Source organism: Methanococcoides mangrovi (assembly GCF_052057775.1).
In the GTDB taxonomy this organism is placed as follows: domain Archaea; phylum Halobacteriota; class Methanosarcinia; order Methanosarcinales; family Methanosarcinaceae; genus Methanococcoides.
Map to the genome: position 1 here is coordinate 1,217,450 of NZ_CP195121.1, position 18,811 is coordinate 1,236,260.

Here is an 18,811-nt window from a genome sequence, read left to right on the forward strand (position 1 = left end):
AATGGACGACGATAGAACTGGCGATACTGGTATGCCAGGAGATAATGTTATGGTTGATATTCCAATGGAAGAACTCGGAATCGATGAAGGGATCGGACCTGATGCCACAGAGGTCCCTGTCTCCAAAGAGGAAAAAAGGACGGTCTGTGAAAGTGGCATATGCAAGGTACGCGATTATCTTTCCAACCTGGTCCCTGAGATCACCGTAGTTGTCCTGATGTTCGTGCTATCCGGCATTGCAGGATATTTCTACACGGCACTTAACCCCTCATCATCCGATATTGCCCTTGAGGGTCTGGATGAGCTGGTTGAGCTTATTATGAACATGACCCCGATCGAGATCATGCTGTTCATCTTCTTCAACAACGCCATCAAGAGTCTGCTGGCCTTTGTGCTGGGACTTGGGTTTGGCCTGATACCTCTGCTGTTCGTGATCTCCAATGGATATATACTTGGTGTCGTTACATATCTTGAATCTAAGGAGAACGGTTTTACCTACATATTTCTGGGTATTATGCCTCATGGTATCATCGAGCTTCCGATGATACTGATATCTGCAGCCATGGGCGTCAGGATGGGGCTCAATGTGATGAATTCTATAGCAGGAAGGTATGTTGATATAAAAGGCGATTTCAAACAGGGTATCAGTGTTTTCTTCCGCTTTGTCATGCCAATGCTTTTGCTGGCAGCCGGGATCGAGACCTTTATCACTCCTTTGGTGATCGGTCTGTACACGGGTATCATCTGATGTTGTTCTGTGATATTATTAGGTACCATTACCTGTGATCTTTCAACCCTTTCATTTCTTTACTTTTTCATTATTTTTCTTACTCTTTCTCTTCTTTATCCTTTCCTTTTTTTCTCTTCTCTCCTTTTGCTGTTTTTGCCATTGCAATGAAGCAATTTATCGCTGATGGCAATAATAAGCCTTTTATACGACTGAATTATTGTATCACGAAAATCCGGAGAAAGAACGATGATCGACAGGAAAGAGATTATTGAGATTGCTGAGAGCTATTACACTGATAATATCAAGATCGGAGCGGTTGCTTCCCATTCAGGACTGGATATCTTTGACGGTGCTATTGAGGAAGGTTTTGAGACCTTTGCAATATGCCAGTCCGGCCGTGAGAAGACCTATACCGAGTACTTCAAATCCCAGAGGGATGGAGAAGGCAATGTTGTACGCGGCATTGTTGACGATTATGCTGTCTATGACAGGTTCAATGAGATACTACTCCCTGAGAACCAGCAGAAGCTCATTGACGATAACATTCTTTTCATTCCTAACAGGTCATTCACCTCATACTGTGACATCGATGCAGTGGAGAACGACTTCCGCATCCCTATGGTGGGCAGCAGGAACATGCTCCGCAGTGAGGAGAGAGGTCTTGACCAGGACTACTACTGGCTCCTTGAAAAGGCAGGTCTGCCCTTCCCTGAGCGCATCAACGATCCGGAAGACATCGATGAGCTTGTGATCGTAAAGCTGCCTCATGCTGTAAAGAAGCTCGAGCGCGGTTTCTTCACGGCAGGAACCTACAGCGAATATGTGGAGAAATCCGAGTCCCTCATCAAACAGGGTGTCATCACAAGGGAAGCCCTCAAGGATGCAAGGATAGAGCGCTACATCATCGGTCCTGTCTTCAACTTCGACCTGTTCTACTCCCCGATAGAGGAAGAGATGAGCAAGACCGAGCTGCTCGGTATCGACTGGAGGTTCGAGACAAGCCTTGACGGCCACGTAAGGCTGCCTGCACCACAGCAGATGACCCTCGCAGAGCACCAGCTCACTCCTGAGTACACTGTCTGCGGACACAATTCAGCAACACTCCGTGAATCTCTTCTAGAGGAGGTCTTCAAGCTCGCAGAAGCATACGTGAAGGCGTCCAAGGAATATTACGACCCAGGAGTCATCGGTCCGTTCTGTCTCCAGACCTGTATTGACAAGGACCTTAACTTCTACATATATGATGTTGCCCCAAGGGTAGGTGGCGGTACCAACGTCCACATGTCCGTAGGTCACCCATACGGCAACACTCTCTGGCGCAAGCCAATGAGCACCGGCAGACGTGTGGCAATGGAAGTTCGCCGCGCCATCGAGTCCGGTCAGCTCGACAAAATCATCACATAAGGTCGCTCTGGCTATCTTTACAGGTGGAAAGCTCCCTCTTAATGGGGCTTTTCTTCTTATTTTTCTTATCTTCCAAATAGTCGGGTTTTTCGTATTCTGTACGATTTTCACTATCTTTCGAGCCGCTTGCTGATGCCACTTTTAGGTATTATCAGTTTTTCAGAGGAAGCATGTTGCTATGCAATAGTTATTATATTTAGATCTCCATCTGTGCTATTCACGTCTTTGTCTTTTGATCCGCACCTGCGAAACGGTTTTATATCCAATTGTGTAATAATTATTATTATGATGAGATTTGTTGTGTGTATGTTCACATGATGTTCTTATCAGGAGAAGGTTCTCATGAAAATTGTACATGCACAAACTGTACTTACTGAGGACCAGCTTGCAGAACTCAAGAAAAAGTCAGGTGAATCGTCTACAAAAGATGCCCTGAGCACTGCGGTTCAGCACTATCTTGAGTGTGAGTACACTGACATGAGCGATGAGATGTGGACTCATAAGCTAGAAAAAGTAGTACAGAAGAAGCAACAGAAAAGTATTAATTAAACCTAGTAAATATAAAAGTGGAGGAATATACTTTGTTTAAAATGAACAGAAATGAAGATGCAGTATCTCCGGTCATCGGTGTAATCCTGATGGTCGCAATCACTGTGATCCTTGCTGCTGTTATCGCAGCATTCGTGTTTGGAATGGGACCATCCGAGATGGCACCACAGTCAAGTGTAAGAGGCAGTGCTACTGAAGTTAATGCCGTAAATTCAGTAATGATTGAGCACCAGGGCGGAGACGAAGTCGTACTTTCAACAGCAAACACCAAATTCCTTGTCAATGGAAATGAAGTTACTTATGCAGGTGTTGACGATGAGTTTACTGCTGGTGAGCGTCTCTATATTGGTCTTAAAGGTGCAGGTACTAATGATTATTACATTTCAAATGTAACAACTGATACAACGAATTTCACTGCAGCAATTGGTGGCTCTGGTGACATCGTTGAAGTAACCATGATTGACGTTAGTAGCCAGCAGATGATTGCAGCTCTTGATGTAAGATTCTAAATTCAATAACCATGGTGCTTAATTAAGCACCATTCTTTTTTCCTTTTCTGATTAATGCCGCAACTTGCTTGTGGTGCCGAAGATTGCCTTATTTTGCGTATACCATAGCATCGACGGACGCTATGTTGTAAGGTAGATTGGGTATTATTCCGAAAAATCACCTCTATTTGATGCACAACAATCTTGGTTGAACTGTGCTAATTAAGGATATCTAATATTAGGATAAATAATTTGTTTGTGGAAAAAGTGCCGCAACTCATTTATTCAGAAATCCATATAAAATTGTTTTATTATTTTGCAGATTTTTGTTTATTTTCCTTTCTTGCACTTATGAAACTCCATCATCGCCTATTTTTAAATACTGCTAATATATCCAGCAATTTTTAATTTTATTTATGACAATTTATGATATTAAAAATGAATAGCTAACGGCACAATGTGTCCACGTTATTCAATTTTAAGCATATACCATAGAATAGAAATGTATATATAGTATGACAAGTAATACTACAATTATATTTGAAACAAAATAAAATGTCGTGATAAAATAACAAAAGCAAAAATTACAATCTCGGTAGATTCAGAGATATTACAAGATTTTGATAAATTTCTGAATGAAAAATTAATGCATCGCAGTCCAATATTTGAAAAATTTATGAAAATGCAACTTGAAGAATGGAAACAAGAGGTAGCAACTCATGGCAGGTGAAATAGAACCCGCAAGCCCTGCCACAGACTTGCTGTCAAAAATGAAATCTTCTATAAAATATAATAATTCTTCTTTTATATATAAAGGTTTGGATGATGCCGTCCTTAATGATGATAGAACCATAAGAGGTATCGATATAGTATCAATGCCTGAAAAACATATACAGGTCATTAAGACAACAAGAGAAGGTGTTACAACTTCAATGATTCTTGCGTGTCGTCAATCAGGATTAAGACCATTGGTAATTGTTCCAACAAACGATATTATTAATAAAACAATAATGCAAATTCCGCATAAATTTAACTTTCCTGCAAAGTACATCCATATTCCAACTAATTTCGATTGCATAATTAATAAAGACAAAATAGAGAACAACCCGAAGTTATCAGATATGCCTTATATTATGCGTGGTGGAAAATGCTACGATGAAAAAGAAGAAAAGAATAATAAAGCAGAATGCAAACATTATAACACCTGTAAATTAACAGAAGTAATTAGAGAAGATGAAGTAGACCTCTATGCCACTACCTATCATAAATGGTCAGCACTTATATTAGCGGCTTCTCTCACAAATAAAGAACATCATGAGAAAGATGTATCAGCACAGAACATTCTTGACAAAATTTTGAAAAACATTGATATAATCATCTATGATGAAGCCCATATATTACAGTTTCCAGATTCCATTTCATATATAATTAATGAACTGAACAATTATCAGGCGAGATGTTCCCCAATCAACTTAAACACAGTTAAAAATATTCAAGAGCTTGTTACGAAATTTGAAAAACTCGGACTTCAGCTTGTTATTGATGATGGAGATGTTGAAAAATACAAAGATAATTTACAAGGATTTATTGCAAAATATGAAATTGAAGATTATGTACGTGATAGTTCTTTTTACGGAAAACCTGAATTAAAGCAGATACTAAAGCGGATTCCTAACGAATATAAAGAGTTGAAAGGAATTGTTAAATTACTTATTCTGATAGCATCTTCAAATGAAATAATTTATGCAGAAAATAAAGTAATTGACATGATATTAAGTTCTGATAAAAGGACATATAAGAAGCATCAAATTGTGAAAATTGAAAACCCACATTATAAGCTTTTCTGCTATGACAAAAAAAATAATAAACCAGTGTCAGAAAGCATAAAAGTTGCAACAATAATGGGTGAACTTGAACAATTATGTACATCCGGCAAAGTTGATGAATTATTTATTTTGGAACTCTACAACATCCTTAACATTGTACAAAGTAAAGAACTCGTAATAGATGGTCAACAGGATAGCAATAATAATATCACAATCAGAATAAACGTTGTTGATACGAGTTTGAGTAATGCTGTTAAGCGGATGACAAACAAAAAGCAAACATTTTTCACGTCTGCTACTTTCGGTTCACAAGATTATTCCGATTTCACCGTTAGCCCATCATCTCAAATGTTACATGGTAATAAGTATAAACAGAATGTAAAACAAGTGATATTTGGGGATTTCTTCAAAACTAATTCTAAAATGACGATATTTCCCGATAAAAAAACATTTAGTCCGTTTGGGAGATATTCATTTAAAAGCATGGAAGATGATATTGAAAAAAGTTGTAGGTTCTATTTCGACCAAATTGGAAAAAATAATTTTATCGTTTTCTGCTCAAGTATAACTGAATGTAATAATTGGAGAGATAAATTTACAAAACTTGGGTATTACGAAGAAGATGAAAAGGGAAATCCGACCCCTGACAGCCCAATTATAACATACTATCAATCGCCTGATGTAATGGGTGTTGAATGTGATAGAAGATTCGGTATTGCAATAGGCATTCAGCAATTACCATCACACGCACACGACCACTTTACAGAGAGTGCAGAACAATCCCAAATTTCAAGAGAAGAAGCAATGAGAATGAATGTTTGGCAAGCTTGGAGTAGGGTTAAAGACCCTAACGGTGAAGAATTATCATTTCTTATTGCTCTTGGTGTTAATGGAAGGGATTGTCGTAATATCGTTACATGGGGTAGTAATCTTAAAACTACAATCGAACATCCCGAAGGCGAAAAAGCAAAGACAATCAATGTAACTGTTGATGAAGATATTTCCAAACCAAACATAATCGATGTGTTTTTGCACCTTAAAATAGCCGCTACTGTTGCGGAAAATCTTTTAAAATGTCAACGAAAAGGCGAAAAATGCCATAGTATAAATATACTAAGGCAAAATAATGGTTTTCGTTTACATTTTGATGATAAAAGTAGCCTATTGCATCGGTTTTTGAAGGTGCAAAAACTTTCCCTCAAAACAAAATCTGATAAAAAAGGGAAGAAATATTCAAAGACCTTGATTACAAATCACATCAAAGGACAGAATAAGTTGCTATATAATCCAATTTCAAAAGATAACACAACTGATGCAGTTCATTTCGTAACCAGCTCTGATTATGAAAGGGTGCTTATTTCCTTAATTCTTGATGAAAAAAACATCTCGCATCATGTTTTCAAGGATGGTAAAAAGTACTACATCTATGTATTCATTGAAGAAACGGATTCAGCGACAGCAAAATTATTTGCCGAATCTATACTTTCAGCTTGTGGATTCGCAATACAGGGAAAGAACAAGACTGTCGATTATTTCCCAAAGTCTAAGACTTATAACAGAATGAATGATTATGCAGTGTTGCCATTTGGAAGAAACTGTGAAATTCTCGGAGATGGAGATTTGAATGTTCAGAGATACAGGATTCCTGTAAAAGATACTCAAGTAGCACAGCAAGCAGAAGATGTTAAAACATATAACAAACTCAACTGTTCTAAATTATTCCTAACCTAAACCGTTAAAATAGCCCGAATTAGCGATTTAATTATCAAATTGGACTTGTTACATGTTTAAACCAATAAATGCTTTAAATCGCTTCTATGGCAATCGCATATTTCCATTGTGAAACATTAGCTCTAATGATAGTGTTTTTGTGCCATAACTTATTGTATTACTTTCACCTTGCTAACTTTACTTTTATATAGTTGCAAGATATTCATAGTATTGAAATTTCAAATGTTCTTTGATATTCGATACATCTATAAGGTGATAAAATGATAAGTATAAAAATTGAAGGTAATGGTAGGGGGATGGAAACAGTATTGAAGTTGGCTAATGCTTATTCAACTTTTGATGAATTTAGGCTTGATGATGATGTGAGAATTAATCCAAGAGAAGACCAACTGAATCTTCTTTTAAAATATGAATCTAAACTGGAAGAAATCGAAAAATTAGTAAATGAATTACGAATATTTGATAATTAATATTGAGGAACAAAGATATGGTTTCAAGAATTGAAGAAGCAATCAATTTAGCAGAAGATATTCTTACGGATATTGAGGAATATGGCGATGTTGAAAAAAGTCTTCGGAAATATTACAAGTTAACCAAATTAACTAATAATAAAAATGAGAACCTGTGGGCTAATTATGAATTAGTGGGGTACCAAAACAACGAAAATGTACCTCAATACAGAATATTTAGAGCACCTCAGAAACTGTATATCGGAAATATGGAAGAATGGATATACATTAAAGATAACTGTGAAACCTTAAAAATGATATCCAAAAGTGGAAAGGGTCGCAGGTGTGAGATTGTTTCCAATAATCAATATAGTAAGTTATTAAATAACAACACGATACTTGTTAGCTCCCAAACGCACTATAAAGTATTGGTTACAGTAAAAAATAGAATTTATAGCAAAACAACAGATGTATTATTTGAGTTAAAATTCGAGAAAATTGAATCCGATATATTCAATGAAACAAGGAATATTGTAGACCAGGAACTCAATGAAATCTGTCCTAATGCATTTCAAAAGCTGACTGAAACTTACGAGAATATAATCAGTAGTGATAGCCCATTGGAATTACAACAAGTGGCATTCGCTTGCAGAACTGTATTGGATGATTTTGCAGATTCGGTTTATCCACCAAAGGATGAAAAAGTTATAGGATTCGATGATAAAGCACATCCTGTAAAAGACAGCCATCATGTCAATAGAATAATCCAATATGTCTATGAGAATATAGATTCCGATTCAACAAATGATTTCATGAAATCTAATCTTGAATATCTCAACAACTTCCTTCGGAATATCTATGAACAGGCAAATATTGGAACACATACTGAAAGACAAAAAGAACATGCAAATAGATGTGTTATTTACACATATTTGGTACTGGGTGATGTAATCCGCCTGTCAAAATCAAGTGCAAAATAAATCGATATAACATCCAATGGAGATTCTAATATCTCCAAAGGAATCTATACAATTTTAAAGGTTTTCGGCAACAACTTTTGTACCACACTTCATACAAAATATTGCATCTGATGGAAGTTTCACTCCACATTGTGTACAATACAATGAAACGGATGTGTTGCCATTGTCGACTATTTCGTTTGTATGTCCATATTGATGATATTCAATGCATTCTAGAGCATTTTCCAAAAATTTGTCAGCTAATTCATTTTTAGTAACTATCAATCCCAATTTGTGCCCATCTTTGTAGAATGATAAAACGTCATTTTTGAAAATCATTCCTTCAACGGCATATACTACATTTTCTATAGTTTCAATGGGATTTACTGCAAGTTGGGGGGATTCATCTTTGTCAAGATAATGTACTATTATATTATCTTGTGTTAACACAAATCCCATTTTCCTTATCGTTCGATGCAGATTTTCACCATCCATACCGAACGTAGAATAGAATGGTATCATCACCACACCTCCACCGATAATTCCGCTTACAGCATCTATGATGAACTCGTTTTCACCAAATTGATAATTTGCTTCAATATAATCAACTATTTTTTTTGTTCGTGGAGTAAATAATTTTCTCGTTCTTTCCAAAAACATCACCTTCATTAAATATACATAATTCGTAATTATTTTTTATAAAATGAACTATAATAATCAATAGATATTAAATATCTTTTTATGTTTAATAGCATAATATTTCATTTTTTGCCACTAAAATTATTTGGAATCCTTTGCATTTATTAATCGCATCAAAATGTTAACGCAACATTCCGTATCTTATGTTGCATTTTCATTTCAATCTAGTTTTCACAGAATATATGGAAACGCTTCTTGATATAAGTTTTAAAACTTTTGCAGAGAGTACGCAACGTTTAAATACAATTTGTTGTATTTTATAATTATAAGTAAATATATTATATGGTGAAATTATGAAGTACAATAAAGAATGGCTCCGACCATCAGAAGTTAAGAAATTATTAGCATTGCCGGATATTGAAGAAAAGTATGAAGTGTGGGTGCTTTTACTTTACGACCCTGCCCTTCGAGTAAGTGAAGCGATTAACGTGCGAATGCGTGACCTTGACCTCGAAGGTAGATGTGTTGAAATCTACGGCGGTAAGGGCAGAGATAAAACCGAAATGGAAAAAGCACCATGCAAAGTAGAAACCCTGAAAAAAATAATTCGATATTGTAAACACAATGGATTACGAAAGAACGATTACGTGATGTTCTCAAATAAATCAAAACAGGTTCATCGTTCACAGGTTTACAGAGTTATCAACAAATTGTGTGATAAAGCAGATATTGATAAAGTTATTGGAACTCACTCCTTCCGTAGAAGCAGAGCACAACATCTATTGGATGCAGAATATCCGATATTATCTGTTTCTAAATATCTCCGGCATAAGCGGATTGAAACCACACTTACATATCTGAATCTTAGCATTGCAGATTTACAAAGGGATTTAGCAAAGATTAACGACCCACTTGATGATATTTTGGTGTGATTGACATTAATCATGAAATCATTACAACTACTGAAAACAGTGTAGCCAATGATAACAATATAATGTTCGGTGTCTTTGCGTTTCTTACTAAACATCTTTGTGATTTTGGTGCAATTTCTGAGGAATATGTTGAATCTGATTGTCAAACAAGCTGAATGAAAAGTCTATGGTCTATAATTTGACTACTGATAGTAGTTTTGTTCTTTAAAATTGAGGTATAATCTGTCCTACTTGTTCAAAAATTAGGTGGATTATCCCCTCTATTAAGGAGTTGCTGTATATAGACGGCAACTCATGGTTGAGGACAAACACACAATGGAAATAAAGGTGAAAAATAATGTTTAATGAAAGAATGGGGAATGAAACAGGTGGGGGATTTGAAAATCAAGACAAAGGAGATGGTAAAAAATCACTTAAAAAGTTCGATAGAGATTGTGAAGCGAAACAAGAAATTTTACTGCCACTTTTGAACTATCCAGATGGATTAAGTTTTAATGACCTCTACCGATTAAGCGGTTATCAAGGGAAGAAAAGCACATTCAAAAGTAATTTGTCAAAATATTCGACAGGTGCAGTAACAGAAAATGGTAAAAGAATCATCAGACCTGATTTGCAGTACGTGAATCGTATCGGAAAAAGAGGGGAATACGTCTATTCTCTTAATGACAATGGTGTTCAAAAGGCGATTAATGACCCCTTATTTTATAGGCGTAAACAATGGGAAGAACATAAGGAATGGAAGAAGCAATTTGTAGAACATCATTTTGTAAATACCGAAGGTGGTCGTTCTGGTGGTACACATATTCAATATGTCGATAAACCTGTAAATCGTGATTTTGGGGATGAATTTGATAAACATTCAGATGCCAAAAAAGAAAGTTACGAAGATTTGATGGCTATGGATAGTATTTCACCTGAACAATATCAGTTGATGAAGGCTATATGGTTCAGGAAAGAACAGAAATATTTGAAACAAATTGAAAATTTGGAAAATAATGCATCAAATAATACACCTGCTGGTATAAATCCGAAAGAACATGAACGTCAAATGAAAACAGAACAACGGATTGTTAACAGGAAGGAACTTGTTGAAAGATATAAAAGTCAATGGCTTGATGGATATTTCTTTGGTCAATGGGGGATGTATCCTGTATGGGTGAAAGGTAAAAATCCTTTTAAGAAGGGAAATATTGAAATTATGAGTAAAAACAATCCAGAACTTGCAAGAGAAGGTCATACAAAGGGTATCTTACCGCCAAATGCAGTAATAGATGGATATTTCCATATTACAAAAATGACAAAAGCAGGAATTTATGTAATCGGTGAAGGAATGAAAGAAGAAAAACTTATGACATGGTGAAATTACCACCATATAAGAAAGCACTATCTTTCTTTGTACTTTTTATCCACCTCTTATTTTATTGCCAACATGGGCTTATTTTTGGCTATCTGGAAGTACAAACAGATAATGGACTGATTATCAGTCCATAATACTAATTTTAACGTTATTGTTGCTCTGCTTATATGAATCAATCAAATATTGTTTTAAGTTTGTCCTCAAACTCAATATCTCTGTTTTTCTTCAATCTGAAAGAAAATCCACAACTTGGGCATTGAACCTTTACCTGATTTGGTTTTGATGTGAAAACTTTATCGTAAACTTTCCTTCTATCATCAACTGCGAACTGTAGATATATTGCTGTTGTTCCCAAGTCTGCATGTCCTAACTGTTGTTGAAGGGTTCTTAAGTCCATGCCGTTCTGGATGCAAAAAATACTGTGTCCATGTCTAAACTTGTGTGCCGATAGCCACGGCATATCTACTCGTTCCCTAAGCTTTTCAATGAATATTTTTGCACCGTTTTCATTGAGATTTATTATTTTATCGTTTGCTTTTAAACCATGTTTCTTGATATGCTCTTGGATTAGTTCAAACGTTTTGCTGTCAATTATAACGGTTCTGGCTTTCAATTCAGTTGATTTAACATTTTTTCCATAGACGGCTATAAGTCTATCTTTGGTAATATCTTTTACACGTATGCCATGATGTTCTTTCTGCACATAGGTTGTGAAATATTTACAGTCAGCATCAATGCAAACAGAATCATCTCTTACTTTGCTCCATTTAGGGCAGTTTCCTTTTCTTTTATTGTTAGCTGGGAACAAACATTGTGTAAATACCCTTCTTGGATTGCCGACCACTTCTGCAATCCTTGCACCTGTAAAAAATAGTATCCGTATTAATAACGAATAATCTCCAGCTTTTGCTTTCTTTAATACCGTACTTTCTTCATACTCTTTAGCAGCTTTTTCAAGTTTCAAAAAATCTTCATACGTTACATACGCACTCAAATTTTTCATTGCTTCTTTTGCCATGTTTTCACCTTTTATTTTTTAAGGTGATTTTGTAGGAAAATATAGTCAAAGCTACCTTTAATTAGCAAAATAAGGCTAAAATTCGGCAGTATCTCCGGTCATCGGTGTAATCCTGATGGTCGCAATCACTGTAATCCTTGCTGCTGTTATCGCAGCATTCGTATTTGGAATGGGACCATCCGAGATGGCACCACAGGCAAGCCTTAGAGGTAGTGCAGATACTGATAGCACCTACAATGTTGTTATGATTGAGCACCAGGGTGGAGATGAGGTTAACCTTGCTGATACAATTACAAGAGTTACCGCTGGTGGCAACGCTGTTACCCTTGGTACGACAGATGAAGATGCTTTGTTGCTTGAAGCTGGAGAAACTGTATACTTGTACAATGTCAGTGGTACTGTTACCCTCGGTACTGAAGCTAACATGACAGCTGCTACACTTAGTGGTGATATCGCTACAGACACACTTAATGTCAAGTTCATCGATGTGTCCAGCCAGCAGATGGTTTCTGACCTTGATGTAAGGTTCTAAATTCAATAACAATGGTGCTTAAATAAGCACCATTCTTTTTTCTTTATCAAATTTATTAACTAACAAGTCTTCAATCGAAGCAACATTATCACTTTTATTATGTCATATATGGGGTTATTGTTATGTTTAACATAAAACGAAATGAAGACGCAGTGTCACCAGTGGTCGCTGAGGTCATGCTGGTTGCAGTAGGAATCATTGTTGCTACTATCATCATAGCATTCTCACTTGGATTGGGTACAGGCGGTATGGCACCGCAGTCCAGTGTCAGGGCAAGTTCGTACAGTATGGGTGACCATTCTGTCATCATGCTCGAACATCAGGGCGGCGATGAGCTTTACCTTGCTTCCCCGAACACAAAGATGGTTGTTGACGGGGATGTTGTTGATGTGACTCTGCTGACAACTGACGATGACCTTGAATTCAAAGCCGGTGAATTCCTGTACATTTTCAATGAAACCGATGAGATTGGTGGGTTTGCAATTGGAACAGCCACGCATCTTACCAATGAAAATGCCGAGGGGGATTTGGCTGATATCATCGCCTTCGGGGAAATCGGAACTGTTAAGTTCATTGACGTTGCCACACAGCAGATGATAGCTGACCTCGATGTAAGGTTCTGAAGTATGGTGCAGCCATGCATCATCCTTTTTTAATTCCAGCTTAATGCCGCAACTCGCTTGTGGTGCCGCAGATTGCCTTATTTTGCGTATGCCATAGCATCGACGGACGCTATGTTGTAAGTCTGTGCCAATACTTAAATGGAAGTCGGACATTTATCTTATTGGAGAATCTACTATGCTTAAGATAATCAATAACGAAGATGCAGCATCAAAAGTCCTTCCTGAGATCCTAATGTTTGCAATAGGTTTACTTCTAGCTGCTGCTCTTGCAGCTTATGCACTTCTGTGATAAGTGAGATATTTGATATTTCAGTTGATATCAAATCGAAATAATTAGAAAAAAATGGTGCATAACAGCACCCATTATCTATTTTAAATTGAATTGTTTTAAAAAAGCAGTTGAAGCGATCCATTCACTTCAACGTACATTCCGTGATCTCATTCTCAACACTTGTGCTCATTAACTCGGCGATCTCACTCATATCACTGCCCTGCCCAAGTGCCCACATAAGCTTCACCAACGCAACTTCTGGAAGCATATCTTCTCCTTCGATCGCACCAGCTTTCAGAATATCTCTTCCTGTATCATAGACACGGTCGCAGACACGTCCGTTCAAACACTGTGATGTCATAACAACCGGGATACCTGCTTCTGTAGCTCTTTTAATGTTAGGTATCCATTCCGTTGAAACGTGACCAAGTCCGGTTCCTTCGATGACGATTCCTTTGTAGCCGGAATCAATGTAATAATTGAGGATTTCCGGGTCAGCACCGGGTACGAATTTCACCAGTGTACACTTTGGTTCGAGTGTGGCATTAAGCTCCAGCTTGTGGGTGTCGCGTTTGGTGTATGGCAGGATGGTCTCGATCTTCTTTGTGGAGTAGTCCACGTAGCCTATCGGGTCGGAGTTGATGGACTGGAATGCATCCCTTCTGGATGTGTGCATCTTCCTTACCTTTGTACCGTAGTGGATGGCGCAGCGGTCATCGCAGGTCGAGTCGTGCATTACAACGCATACTTCGGCGATGTCACTGACAGCTACCTTGGTGGCACAGATGGCGTTCATGGCGTTGTCACTGCTGGGTCTGTCAGCACTGCGCTGGGAGCCCACAAAGACGATTGGCACAGGGGCCTTAAGCATGAATGACAGGGCTGCTGCTGAGTACATCATTGTGTCTGTTCCGTGGGCAACAATGATCCCATCGGCACCGTTCTCGATCTCCTCGGCCACAGCTCGTGCGAGCTCGGCCCAGTATTCGGTCTTCATGTTCTCGGAAAGGATGTTGTAGACGACCCTGCCGCTGATGTTTGCGATCTCGGTGATCTCCGGGATAGCTTCCACGATGTCATCGGCAGAGAACTGTGCGGTGACAGCGCCTGTACGGTAGTCCACTTTACTGGCAATGGTCCCGCCGGTGGAGAGGATGGTGACGTTTGGGAGCTTCTTTCCCTGTTTTGCTTCCTTTTCCTTCTTAGATGATGCTTTAGGCTGTTTGGGTCGGGCTTTCTCAAGCAGTGTTATTGTTGCTCCTTCAGGGTCAATACCTGCATTGTAACCGCTGTTCATCTTCACCACAACATGGTTGGTGGTAGTTGGCATCACAATGCCTTCATAGACATTTCCGTCCTTCTCTATCCTTATCCTGTCACCAAGTTCAAAATCCATCATCATCCCTCGTAAATCATAATCATTGTCAATATGAATAACCTGTAATTCTTTCATTTATCAGGCGTTCATGCATTCGTCCACTACACTGAACAGTGCTTCCATGGCGCTGTCAACATTTGCCTTCAGCCCTTTAAGGCTGCCCTCATCTCCGGCTGCCCTGTTCCTGCAATTGCTGATCAGCTGCTGCATGGTTTCCGGTGATGGTCCTCCGGTCACGGTTCGCTTCCTGACGTTCAGTATCGGGTCGAGCGCCTCGTTTACCATCTTCTCTGTCAGTCCTCTTCCGCTCAGGCTCTCACCTATCACATTGTGGGCGACCGCATCGATCTCTCCGAGTGTGGGTTCGCCATTTCCACGAGCAAGGACCCCGACGATCTGGTGTGCTGTCCTGAATGGGATGTCACAGACACGCACCATGGTGTCCGCAAGTTCAGTTGCGGTGGTGAATCCGGCTGTTGCCAGGCCTGCCATGTTCTCCTTGTTGATCTTCATTGTCGCTATCATTCCGTTCATGACCCTGACGGATGACCTTGTTGTCTTCAGGGAGCGCCACATGTTAGGTGTTGCCTCCTGCAGGTCGCGGTTATAACTTAACGGTAATGCCTTGCAGATGGATAGCAGGGACATCAGTGAACCGATGGCAACTCCGCTCTTTCCCCTCAGCAGTTCGGCGGTGTCGGGGTTCTTCTTCTGCGGCATGATGGATGATGTGGAGGCGTACCTGTCATCCAGTTCAATGAAAGCGAATTCGGAAGTGGACCAGATAACCAGTTCCTCTGCCATCTTGCTAAGGTTTATCATCAGGTTTGCGAAGACCGATGCTGTCTCTATCAGGAAATCGCGTGAGCTTACGGCATCCATAGAGTTCTCAATGATCCTGTCAAATCCGAGTAGTGTCCTTGTCCTTTCCCTGTCGAGGTCAAACCCTGTGGATGCAAAAGCAGCAGCTCCGAGTGGGCTCATGTTAACACGTGCGTAGCAGTCCCTTGTGCGTTCAAAGTCACGTCCGATGGCATTTGCATGAGCCGTCAGGTGGTGTGCCAGTGTTGTTGGCTGGGCGTGCTGGAGGTGTGTGAATCCCGGCATGAGTGTGTCGACATTTTCCGAAGCGACGTCGATCAGGGTATTGCGAAGTGCGAGCAGGTCTTCCATGATCAGCAAAAGCTCATTCCTGAGGGTTAGCCTGATACAGGTAGCGACCTCGTCGTTGCGTGACCTGCCGGAGTGCATGCGTCCGCCTACATCCTCTCCGACCATGTCAATAAGCCTTGACTCAAGTGAGATATGAATGTCCTCATAGGTATGGTCGAGCTTCTCGATACCTTCTTCCCTGATCTTCAACAGGCCTTTCAGTATTTCCCGGCAGTCCTCTGCCCTTATGACATTTCTCTCTTTGAGCATGACAGTGTGTGCAAGGTCTACAAGGATGTCAGAATTGAATATCCATTTGTCAGCGCTCATTGAGGATGTGAACTCTATGATCTCTTCATCGGGAACGGAAGCCAGGCGGCCTCTTCTTAAAATGTCGCTCATTCAATACCTCGTGATTATCTAGTAGATGGATTAGTAAGGTTATGTAGCGTGGTATGCCACAAAGAGTTAAAAACGAATCGGTTTCCCTTATAGATCCTGTTGTTCATTGATGGGATAAAATTTAATGCAGATCCAACGGAGGCTCATTCCGGGTGATCTGGGGTCGAATAGGCTGGATGGATATGATGGATTGAAGAGCTCGATGGATTGAAGGGATAGGATGATTTGAAGAGATGGGATAGATAGAATAGAATAGAATAGAATAGAATAGAATAGAACAGAACCGAACCGAATAGACTAATGTATGATCAAAAAACAGAATAGAATTGAGATCAATCAGATGGATGGTTTGTGATCCTGAAGGCCTGGGGCCGGAGGTTCTGTGTCTTTTGGAAGCTGGATGTGGATCTCTGTTCCCTTGTTCTCCCCCTCGCTTTCTGCCCAGATCTTTCCGTTGTGTGCTGTGACGATCTCCTTACAAATGTAAAGGCCCAGTCCGGTTCCCCCATACTTGCGCTTCCTTGTGGCATCAATCTGGTAGAAACGTCTGAAGAGCATTGTGATGAGGTCAGGTGGGATGCCTATGCCTGTATCCTTCAGCATAATATGCAGGTATTCTTCTTCCTCTTCCACAGTGAAGGACAGTGTTCCTCCTTCAGGTGTGAACTTGATGGAATTGTCAACGATATTGGTGAACGTATCTGTGAGCTTATCTCTGTCCCCGTTTATCAGGGGCAGTTCGTCCGGGATATTTCTCTCAACTTTTAGCTGTTTATTCTGTATCTGTATCTTGAGGTCCAGAAGTGTCATGTCGATTATCTCGGCAATGGAGACCGGTTCGAAATTATACTTCACGTTACCTGACTGTACCCTGCTTATGTAAAGGAGCGAGTCCACAAGTCTCTTTAGTCTTTCAGCATTTCTAAGGACGGTGGTCTCAACTTCTTTCTGTTTATCAGTCAGTGGGCCCAGAGATCCCTCTGAGATAAGCTCGGTATAACCTTTGATGGATGTAAGTGGTGTTTTAAGCTCATGGCTGACGTTGGAAAGGAATTCATCCTTCATCTTGTCCAGGGACTTGAGCTCCTCATTGGCAGCAGCAAGTTCCTCTGCATATTTTATCATTGCTTCTTCCGCTTTTACACGTTCGGTTATATCTTCAACGATCCCGACACCACCAAGCAGTTTTCCATCATCCGAGATGTTCGGGCTGTAATCGGCCTTTATGGGTGTGACCTTGCCGCTTAAGGGGTTAGAGTACTTTCCTTCGTAGTGCCCGACCTCCCTCGAGAAGATGGCCTTGACCGCTTCTTTCATCTCTTCATCATCAACATCACTTATCATGTTCATACCAATGATCCTGTCCTTTGGCACGCCCATGATCTTTGTGATATTGTCATTACAATGGGTGATGTTTGCATTTTCGTCGAAATTGAATATCCCAAGCGGTGAGTTCTCAAAAATGAACCTGTACTTCTTCTCACTTTCAAGGAGTGCTTCCTCAGCAAGTTTTCGCTCGGTAATGTCTATCATGATGCCCTGGTAATAGGATGGCTTATTGTCTTCATCATATCCGAGTAGTGACCTTTCAGCTACCCATCTTACCTCTCCGGACTTTGTCAGTATCCTGTATTCCTTTGAAAAGAACTGCCTTCCTTCTATCTCAAGCTGCGTCACGTCATTACGTACAAAATCAAGGTCATCCGGGTGGATTATGTCGCCGTATATCAGTTTGCCGGAGGTGAAATCCTCCGCCGTGTAGCCGAACTGGGATATATTGTCTGAAACGAATTCCACTGGCCAGTCCTTTTCTGCTGTCCAGAGAAATGCTACTACAGGACTGTTCTTGTAGATGTCTTCAAGTTTCTTCTTTGAGCTTAACATATCTTTAAAGGTCTTTTCGCGTATCTTCTGTTCTGAATAACTTCCGACAGTTCCGATTATTCCTGAATAGGTGCCTTCTTCATCCAGCATAGGGAAGATGTATCCGCTCTGGATACTGAGCTTTCCTTCAGGTGTCAGAAAAGGAAGTGAATGATACCTGGAGGGTTTCAATGTGTCTTTAACACGAAGCGCCAGTTCTCTGAAATGAGCTTCGTCCCCTACGCTTAGTTGTGCCAGTTCCATGAAGTAGTTAAGGTCCTTTCCGATTATCCTGTTTCGTGGAAGGCCTGTTATCTGCTCCATCCCTTCGTTGAAGTAGATGAACTTATTGTCGGTATCGACAGCCCAGACTCCTTTGTACATGCTGTCAATTAGCTTGTCTGGCAACTCCTTCATAACATCTCCCCATAAGAGTCACTTTTTTGTTGAAGCTAATGCTAGTGGGTACAGGACATCAATCTTTCGAAGAATATGGTCAGATTTATGT

At 39.7% G+C, this 18,811-nt stretch carries 17 protein-coding genes; 11 read left to right on the plus strand and 6 right to left on the minus strand.

Going from position 1 to position 18,811, the window contains the following annotated elements:
• The first annotated feature begins 1 nt into the window (after position 1).
• The gene (locus ACR3I3_RS06305; RefSeq protein WP_440953696.1) at positions 2-748 is read left to right on the plus strand and encodes a stage II sporulation protein M; all 747 of its coding nucleotides are present in this window, start codon (positions 2-4) and stop codon (positions 746-748) included.
• Between the two features lie 228 nt (positions 749-976).
• Entirely contained in the window at positions 977-2,134 is a 1,158-nt protein-coding gene (locus ACR3I3_RS06310; RefSeq protein WP_440953697.1) for a formate--phosphoribosylaminoimidazolecarboxamide ligase family protein, read from the plus strand.
• Here the strand turns inward: ACR3I3_RS06310 and ACR3I3_RS06315 are convergent.
• Complete coding sequence (locus ACR3I3_RS06315; RefSeq protein WP_440953698.1) at positions 2,127-2,273, minus strand: hypothetical protein; 147 nt, start codon at positions 2,271-2,273, stop codon at positions 2,127-2,129. The two genes, ACR3I3_RS06310 and ACR3I3_RS06315, sit on opposite strands and share 8 nt — an antisense overlap.
• A 203-nt stretch (positions 2,274-2,476) precedes the next feature.
• Here ACR3I3_RS06315 and ACR3I3_RS06320 point away from each other — a divergent pair, with 203 nt between their 5' ends.
• The 5 genes from ACR3I3_RS06320 to ACR3I3_RS06340 all read left to right on the plus strand — a co-directional run bounded on the left by ACR3I3_RS06320 (position 2,477) and on the right by ACR3I3_RS06340 (position 8,157).
• On the plus strand, positions 2,477-2,683 hold the full coding sequence (locus ACR3I3_RS06320) for a DUF5371 family protein (RefSeq protein WP_440953699.1): 207 nt from the start codon (positions 2,477-2,479) through the stop codon (positions 2,681-2,683).
• A gap of 41 nt (positions 2,684-2,724) precedes the next feature.
• On the plus strand, positions 2,725-3,192 hold the full coding sequence (locus tag ACR3I3_RS06325) for a type IV pilin (RefSeq protein ID WP_440953700.1): 468 nt from the start codon (positions 2,725-2,727) through the stop codon (positions 3,190-3,192).
• 698 nt (positions 3,193-3,890) lie between these two features.
• The gene (locus ACR3I3_RS06330) at positions 3,891-6,728 is read left to right on the plus strand and encodes a hypothetical protein (RefSeq protein WP_440953701.1); all 2,838 of its coding nucleotides are present in this window, start codon (positions 3,891-3,893) and stop codon (positions 6,726-6,728) included.
• Between the two features lie 260 nt (positions 6,729-6,988).
• The gene (locus ACR3I3_RS06335) at positions 6,989-7,198 is read left to right on the plus strand and encodes a hypothetical protein (protein WP_440953702.1); all 210 of its coding nucleotides are present in this window, start codon (positions 6,989-6,991) and stop codon (positions 7,196-7,198) included.
• A gap of 17 nt (positions 7,199-7,215) precedes the next feature.
• Positions 7,216-8,157, plus strand: a complete 942-nt coding sequence (locus ACR3I3_RS06340) for an AbiTii domain-containing protein (protein WP_440953703.1) — start codon at positions 7,216-7,218, stop codon at positions 8,155-8,157.
• Between the two features lie 54 nt (positions 8,158-8,211).
• Here ACR3I3_RS06340 and ACR3I3_RS06345 read toward each other — a convergent pair whose 3' ends face one another.
• Entirely contained in the window at positions 8,212-8,790 is a 579-nt protein-coding gene (locus ACR3I3_RS06345) for a zinc ribbon domain-containing protein (protein ID WP_440953704.1), read from the minus strand.
• A 338-nt stretch (positions 8,791-9,128) separates the two neighbouring features.
• On the opposite strand from ACR3I3_RS06345, the gene ACR3I3_RS06350 reads away from it, so the two are divergent.
• Both ACR3I3_RS06350 and ACR3I3_RS06355 read left to right on the plus strand, forming a co-directional pair.
• Complete coding sequence (locus ACR3I3_RS06350; protein ID WP_440953705.1) at positions 9,129-9,707, plus strand: tyrosine-type recombinase/integrase; 579 nt, start codon at positions 9,129-9,131, stop codon at positions 9,705-9,707.
• A gap of 337 nt (positions 9,708-10,044) precedes the next feature.
• Positions 10,045-11,067: a hypothetical protein gene (locus ACR3I3_RS06355; protein ID WP_440953706.1), complete on the plus strand. Its 1,023-nt coding sequence runs from the start codon at positions 10,045-10,047 to the stop codon at positions 11,065-11,067.
• Positions 11,068-11,236: 169 nt separating this feature from the next.
• Here ACR3I3_RS06355 and ACR3I3_RS06360 read toward each other — a convergent pair whose 3' ends face one another.
• Positions 11,237-12,082, minus strand: coding sequence for a tyrosine-type recombinase/integrase (locus tag ACR3I3_RS06360; RefSeq protein WP_440953707.1), 846 nt, complete (start codon positions 12,080-12,082; stop codon positions 11,237-11,239).
• Between the two features lie 115 nt (positions 12,083-12,197).
• Between ACR3I3_RS06360 and ACR3I3_RS06365 the strand changes: the two genes are divergently transcribed.
• Together ACR3I3_RS06365 and ACR3I3_RS06370 are read left to right on the plus strand one after the other, a co-directional pair.
• Positions 12,198-12,614, plus strand: a complete 417-nt coding sequence (locus ACR3I3_RS06365; protein ID WP_440953708.1) for a type IV pilin — start codon at positions 12,198-12,200, stop codon at positions 12,612-12,614.
• A gap of 122 nt (positions 12,615-12,736) precedes the next feature.
• Complete coding sequence (locus tag ACR3I3_RS06370; RefSeq protein WP_440953709.1) at positions 12,737-13,237, plus strand: type IV pilin; 501 nt, start codon at positions 12,737-12,739, stop codon at positions 13,235-13,237.
• A 413-nt stretch (positions 13,238-13,650) separates the two neighbouring features.
• On the opposite strand, the gene gatD is transcribed toward ACR3I3_RS06370, so the two are convergent.
• From gatD to ACR3I3_RS06385, 3 genes are all read right to left on the minus strand, one after another.
• Positions 13,651-14,904, minus strand: a complete 1,254-nt coding sequence (gatD, locus tag ACR3I3_RS06375) for a Glu-tRNA(Gln) amidotransferase subunit GatD (protein ID WP_440953763.1) — start codon at positions 14,902-14,904, stop codon at positions 13,651-13,653.
• Positions 14,905-14,964: 60 nt separating this feature from the next.
• A complete protein-coding gene (argH, locus tag ACR3I3_RS06380; RefSeq protein ID WP_440953710.1) occupies positions 14,965-16,440 on the minus strand; it encodes an argininosuccinate lyase in 1,476 nt (491 codons plus the stop codon).
• 336 nt (positions 16,441-16,776) lie between these two features.
• Positions 16,777-18,720 carry a PAS domain S-box protein gene (locus tag ACR3I3_RS06385; protein ID WP_440953711.1) on the minus strand — a complete coding sequence of 648 codons (1,944 nt, stop codon included), beginning with the start codon at positions 18,718-18,720 and terminating at the stop codon, positions 16,777-16,779.
• Positions 18,721-18,811 lie beyond the last annotated feature (91 nt).

Excerpts from the sequence above, each read along its gene's own strand:
- ACR3I3_RS06305 (WP_440953696.1), top strand. The coding sequence starts at position 2 with ATGGACGACGATAGAACTGGCGATACTGGTATGCCAGGAGATAATGTT.
- ACR3I3_RS06310 (WP_440953697.1), top strand. The coding sequence starts at position 977 with ATGATCGACAGGAAAGAGATTATTGAGATTGCTGAGAGCTATTACACT.
- ACR3I3_RS06320 (WP_440953699.1), top strand. The coding sequence starts at position 2,477 with ATGAAAATTGTACATGCACAAACTGTACTTACTGAGGACCAGCTTGCA.
- ACR3I3_RS06325 (WP_440953700.1), top strand. The coding sequence starts at position 2,725 with ATGAACAGAAATGAAGATGCAGTATCTCCGGTCATCGGTGTAATCCTG.
- ACR3I3_RS06330 (WP_440953701.1), top strand. The coding sequence starts at position 3,891 with ATGGCAGGTGAAATAGAACCCGCAAGCCCTGCCACAGACTTGCTGTCA.
- ACR3I3_RS06335 (WP_440953702.1), top strand. The coding sequence starts at position 6,989 with ATGATAAGTATAAAAATTGAAGGTAATGGTAGGGGGATGGAAACAGTA.
- ACR3I3_RS06340 (WP_440953703.1), top strand. The coding sequence starts at position 7,216 with ATGGTTTCAAGAATTGAAGAAGCAATCAATTTAGCAGAAGATATTCTT.
- ACR3I3_RS06350 (WP_440953705.1), top strand. The coding sequence starts at position 9,129 with ATGAAGTACAATAAAGAATGGCTCCGACCATCAGAAGTTAAGAAATTA.
- ACR3I3_RS06355 (WP_440953706.1), top strand. The coding sequence starts at position 10,045 with ATGTTTAATGAAAGAATGGGGAATGAAACAGGTGGGGGATTTGAAAAT.
- ACR3I3_RS06360 (WP_440953707.1), bottom strand. The coding sequence starts at position 12,082 with ATGGCAAAAGAAGCAATGAAAAATTTGAGTGCGTATGTAACGTATGAA.
- ACR3I3_RS06365 (WP_440953708.1), top strand. The coding sequence starts at position 12,198 with ATGGTCGCAATCACTGTAATCCTTGCTGCTGTTATCGCAGCATTCGTA.
- ACR3I3_RS06370 (WP_440953709.1), top strand. The coding sequence starts at position 12,737 with ATGTTTAACATAAAACGAAATGAAGACGCAGTGTCACCAGTGGTCGCT.
- gatD (WP_440953763.1), bottom strand. The coding sequence starts at position 14,904 with ATGGATTTTGAACTTGGTGACAGGATAAGGATAGAGAAGGACGGAAAT.
- argH (WP_440953710.1), bottom strand. The coding sequence starts at position 16,440 with ATGAGCGACATTTTAAGAAGAGGCCGCCTGGCTTCCGTTCCCGATGAA.
- ACR3I3_RS06385 (WP_440953711.1), bottom strand. The coding sequence starts at position 18,720 with ATGAAGGAGTTGCCAGACAAGCTAATTGACAGCATGTACAAAGGAGTC.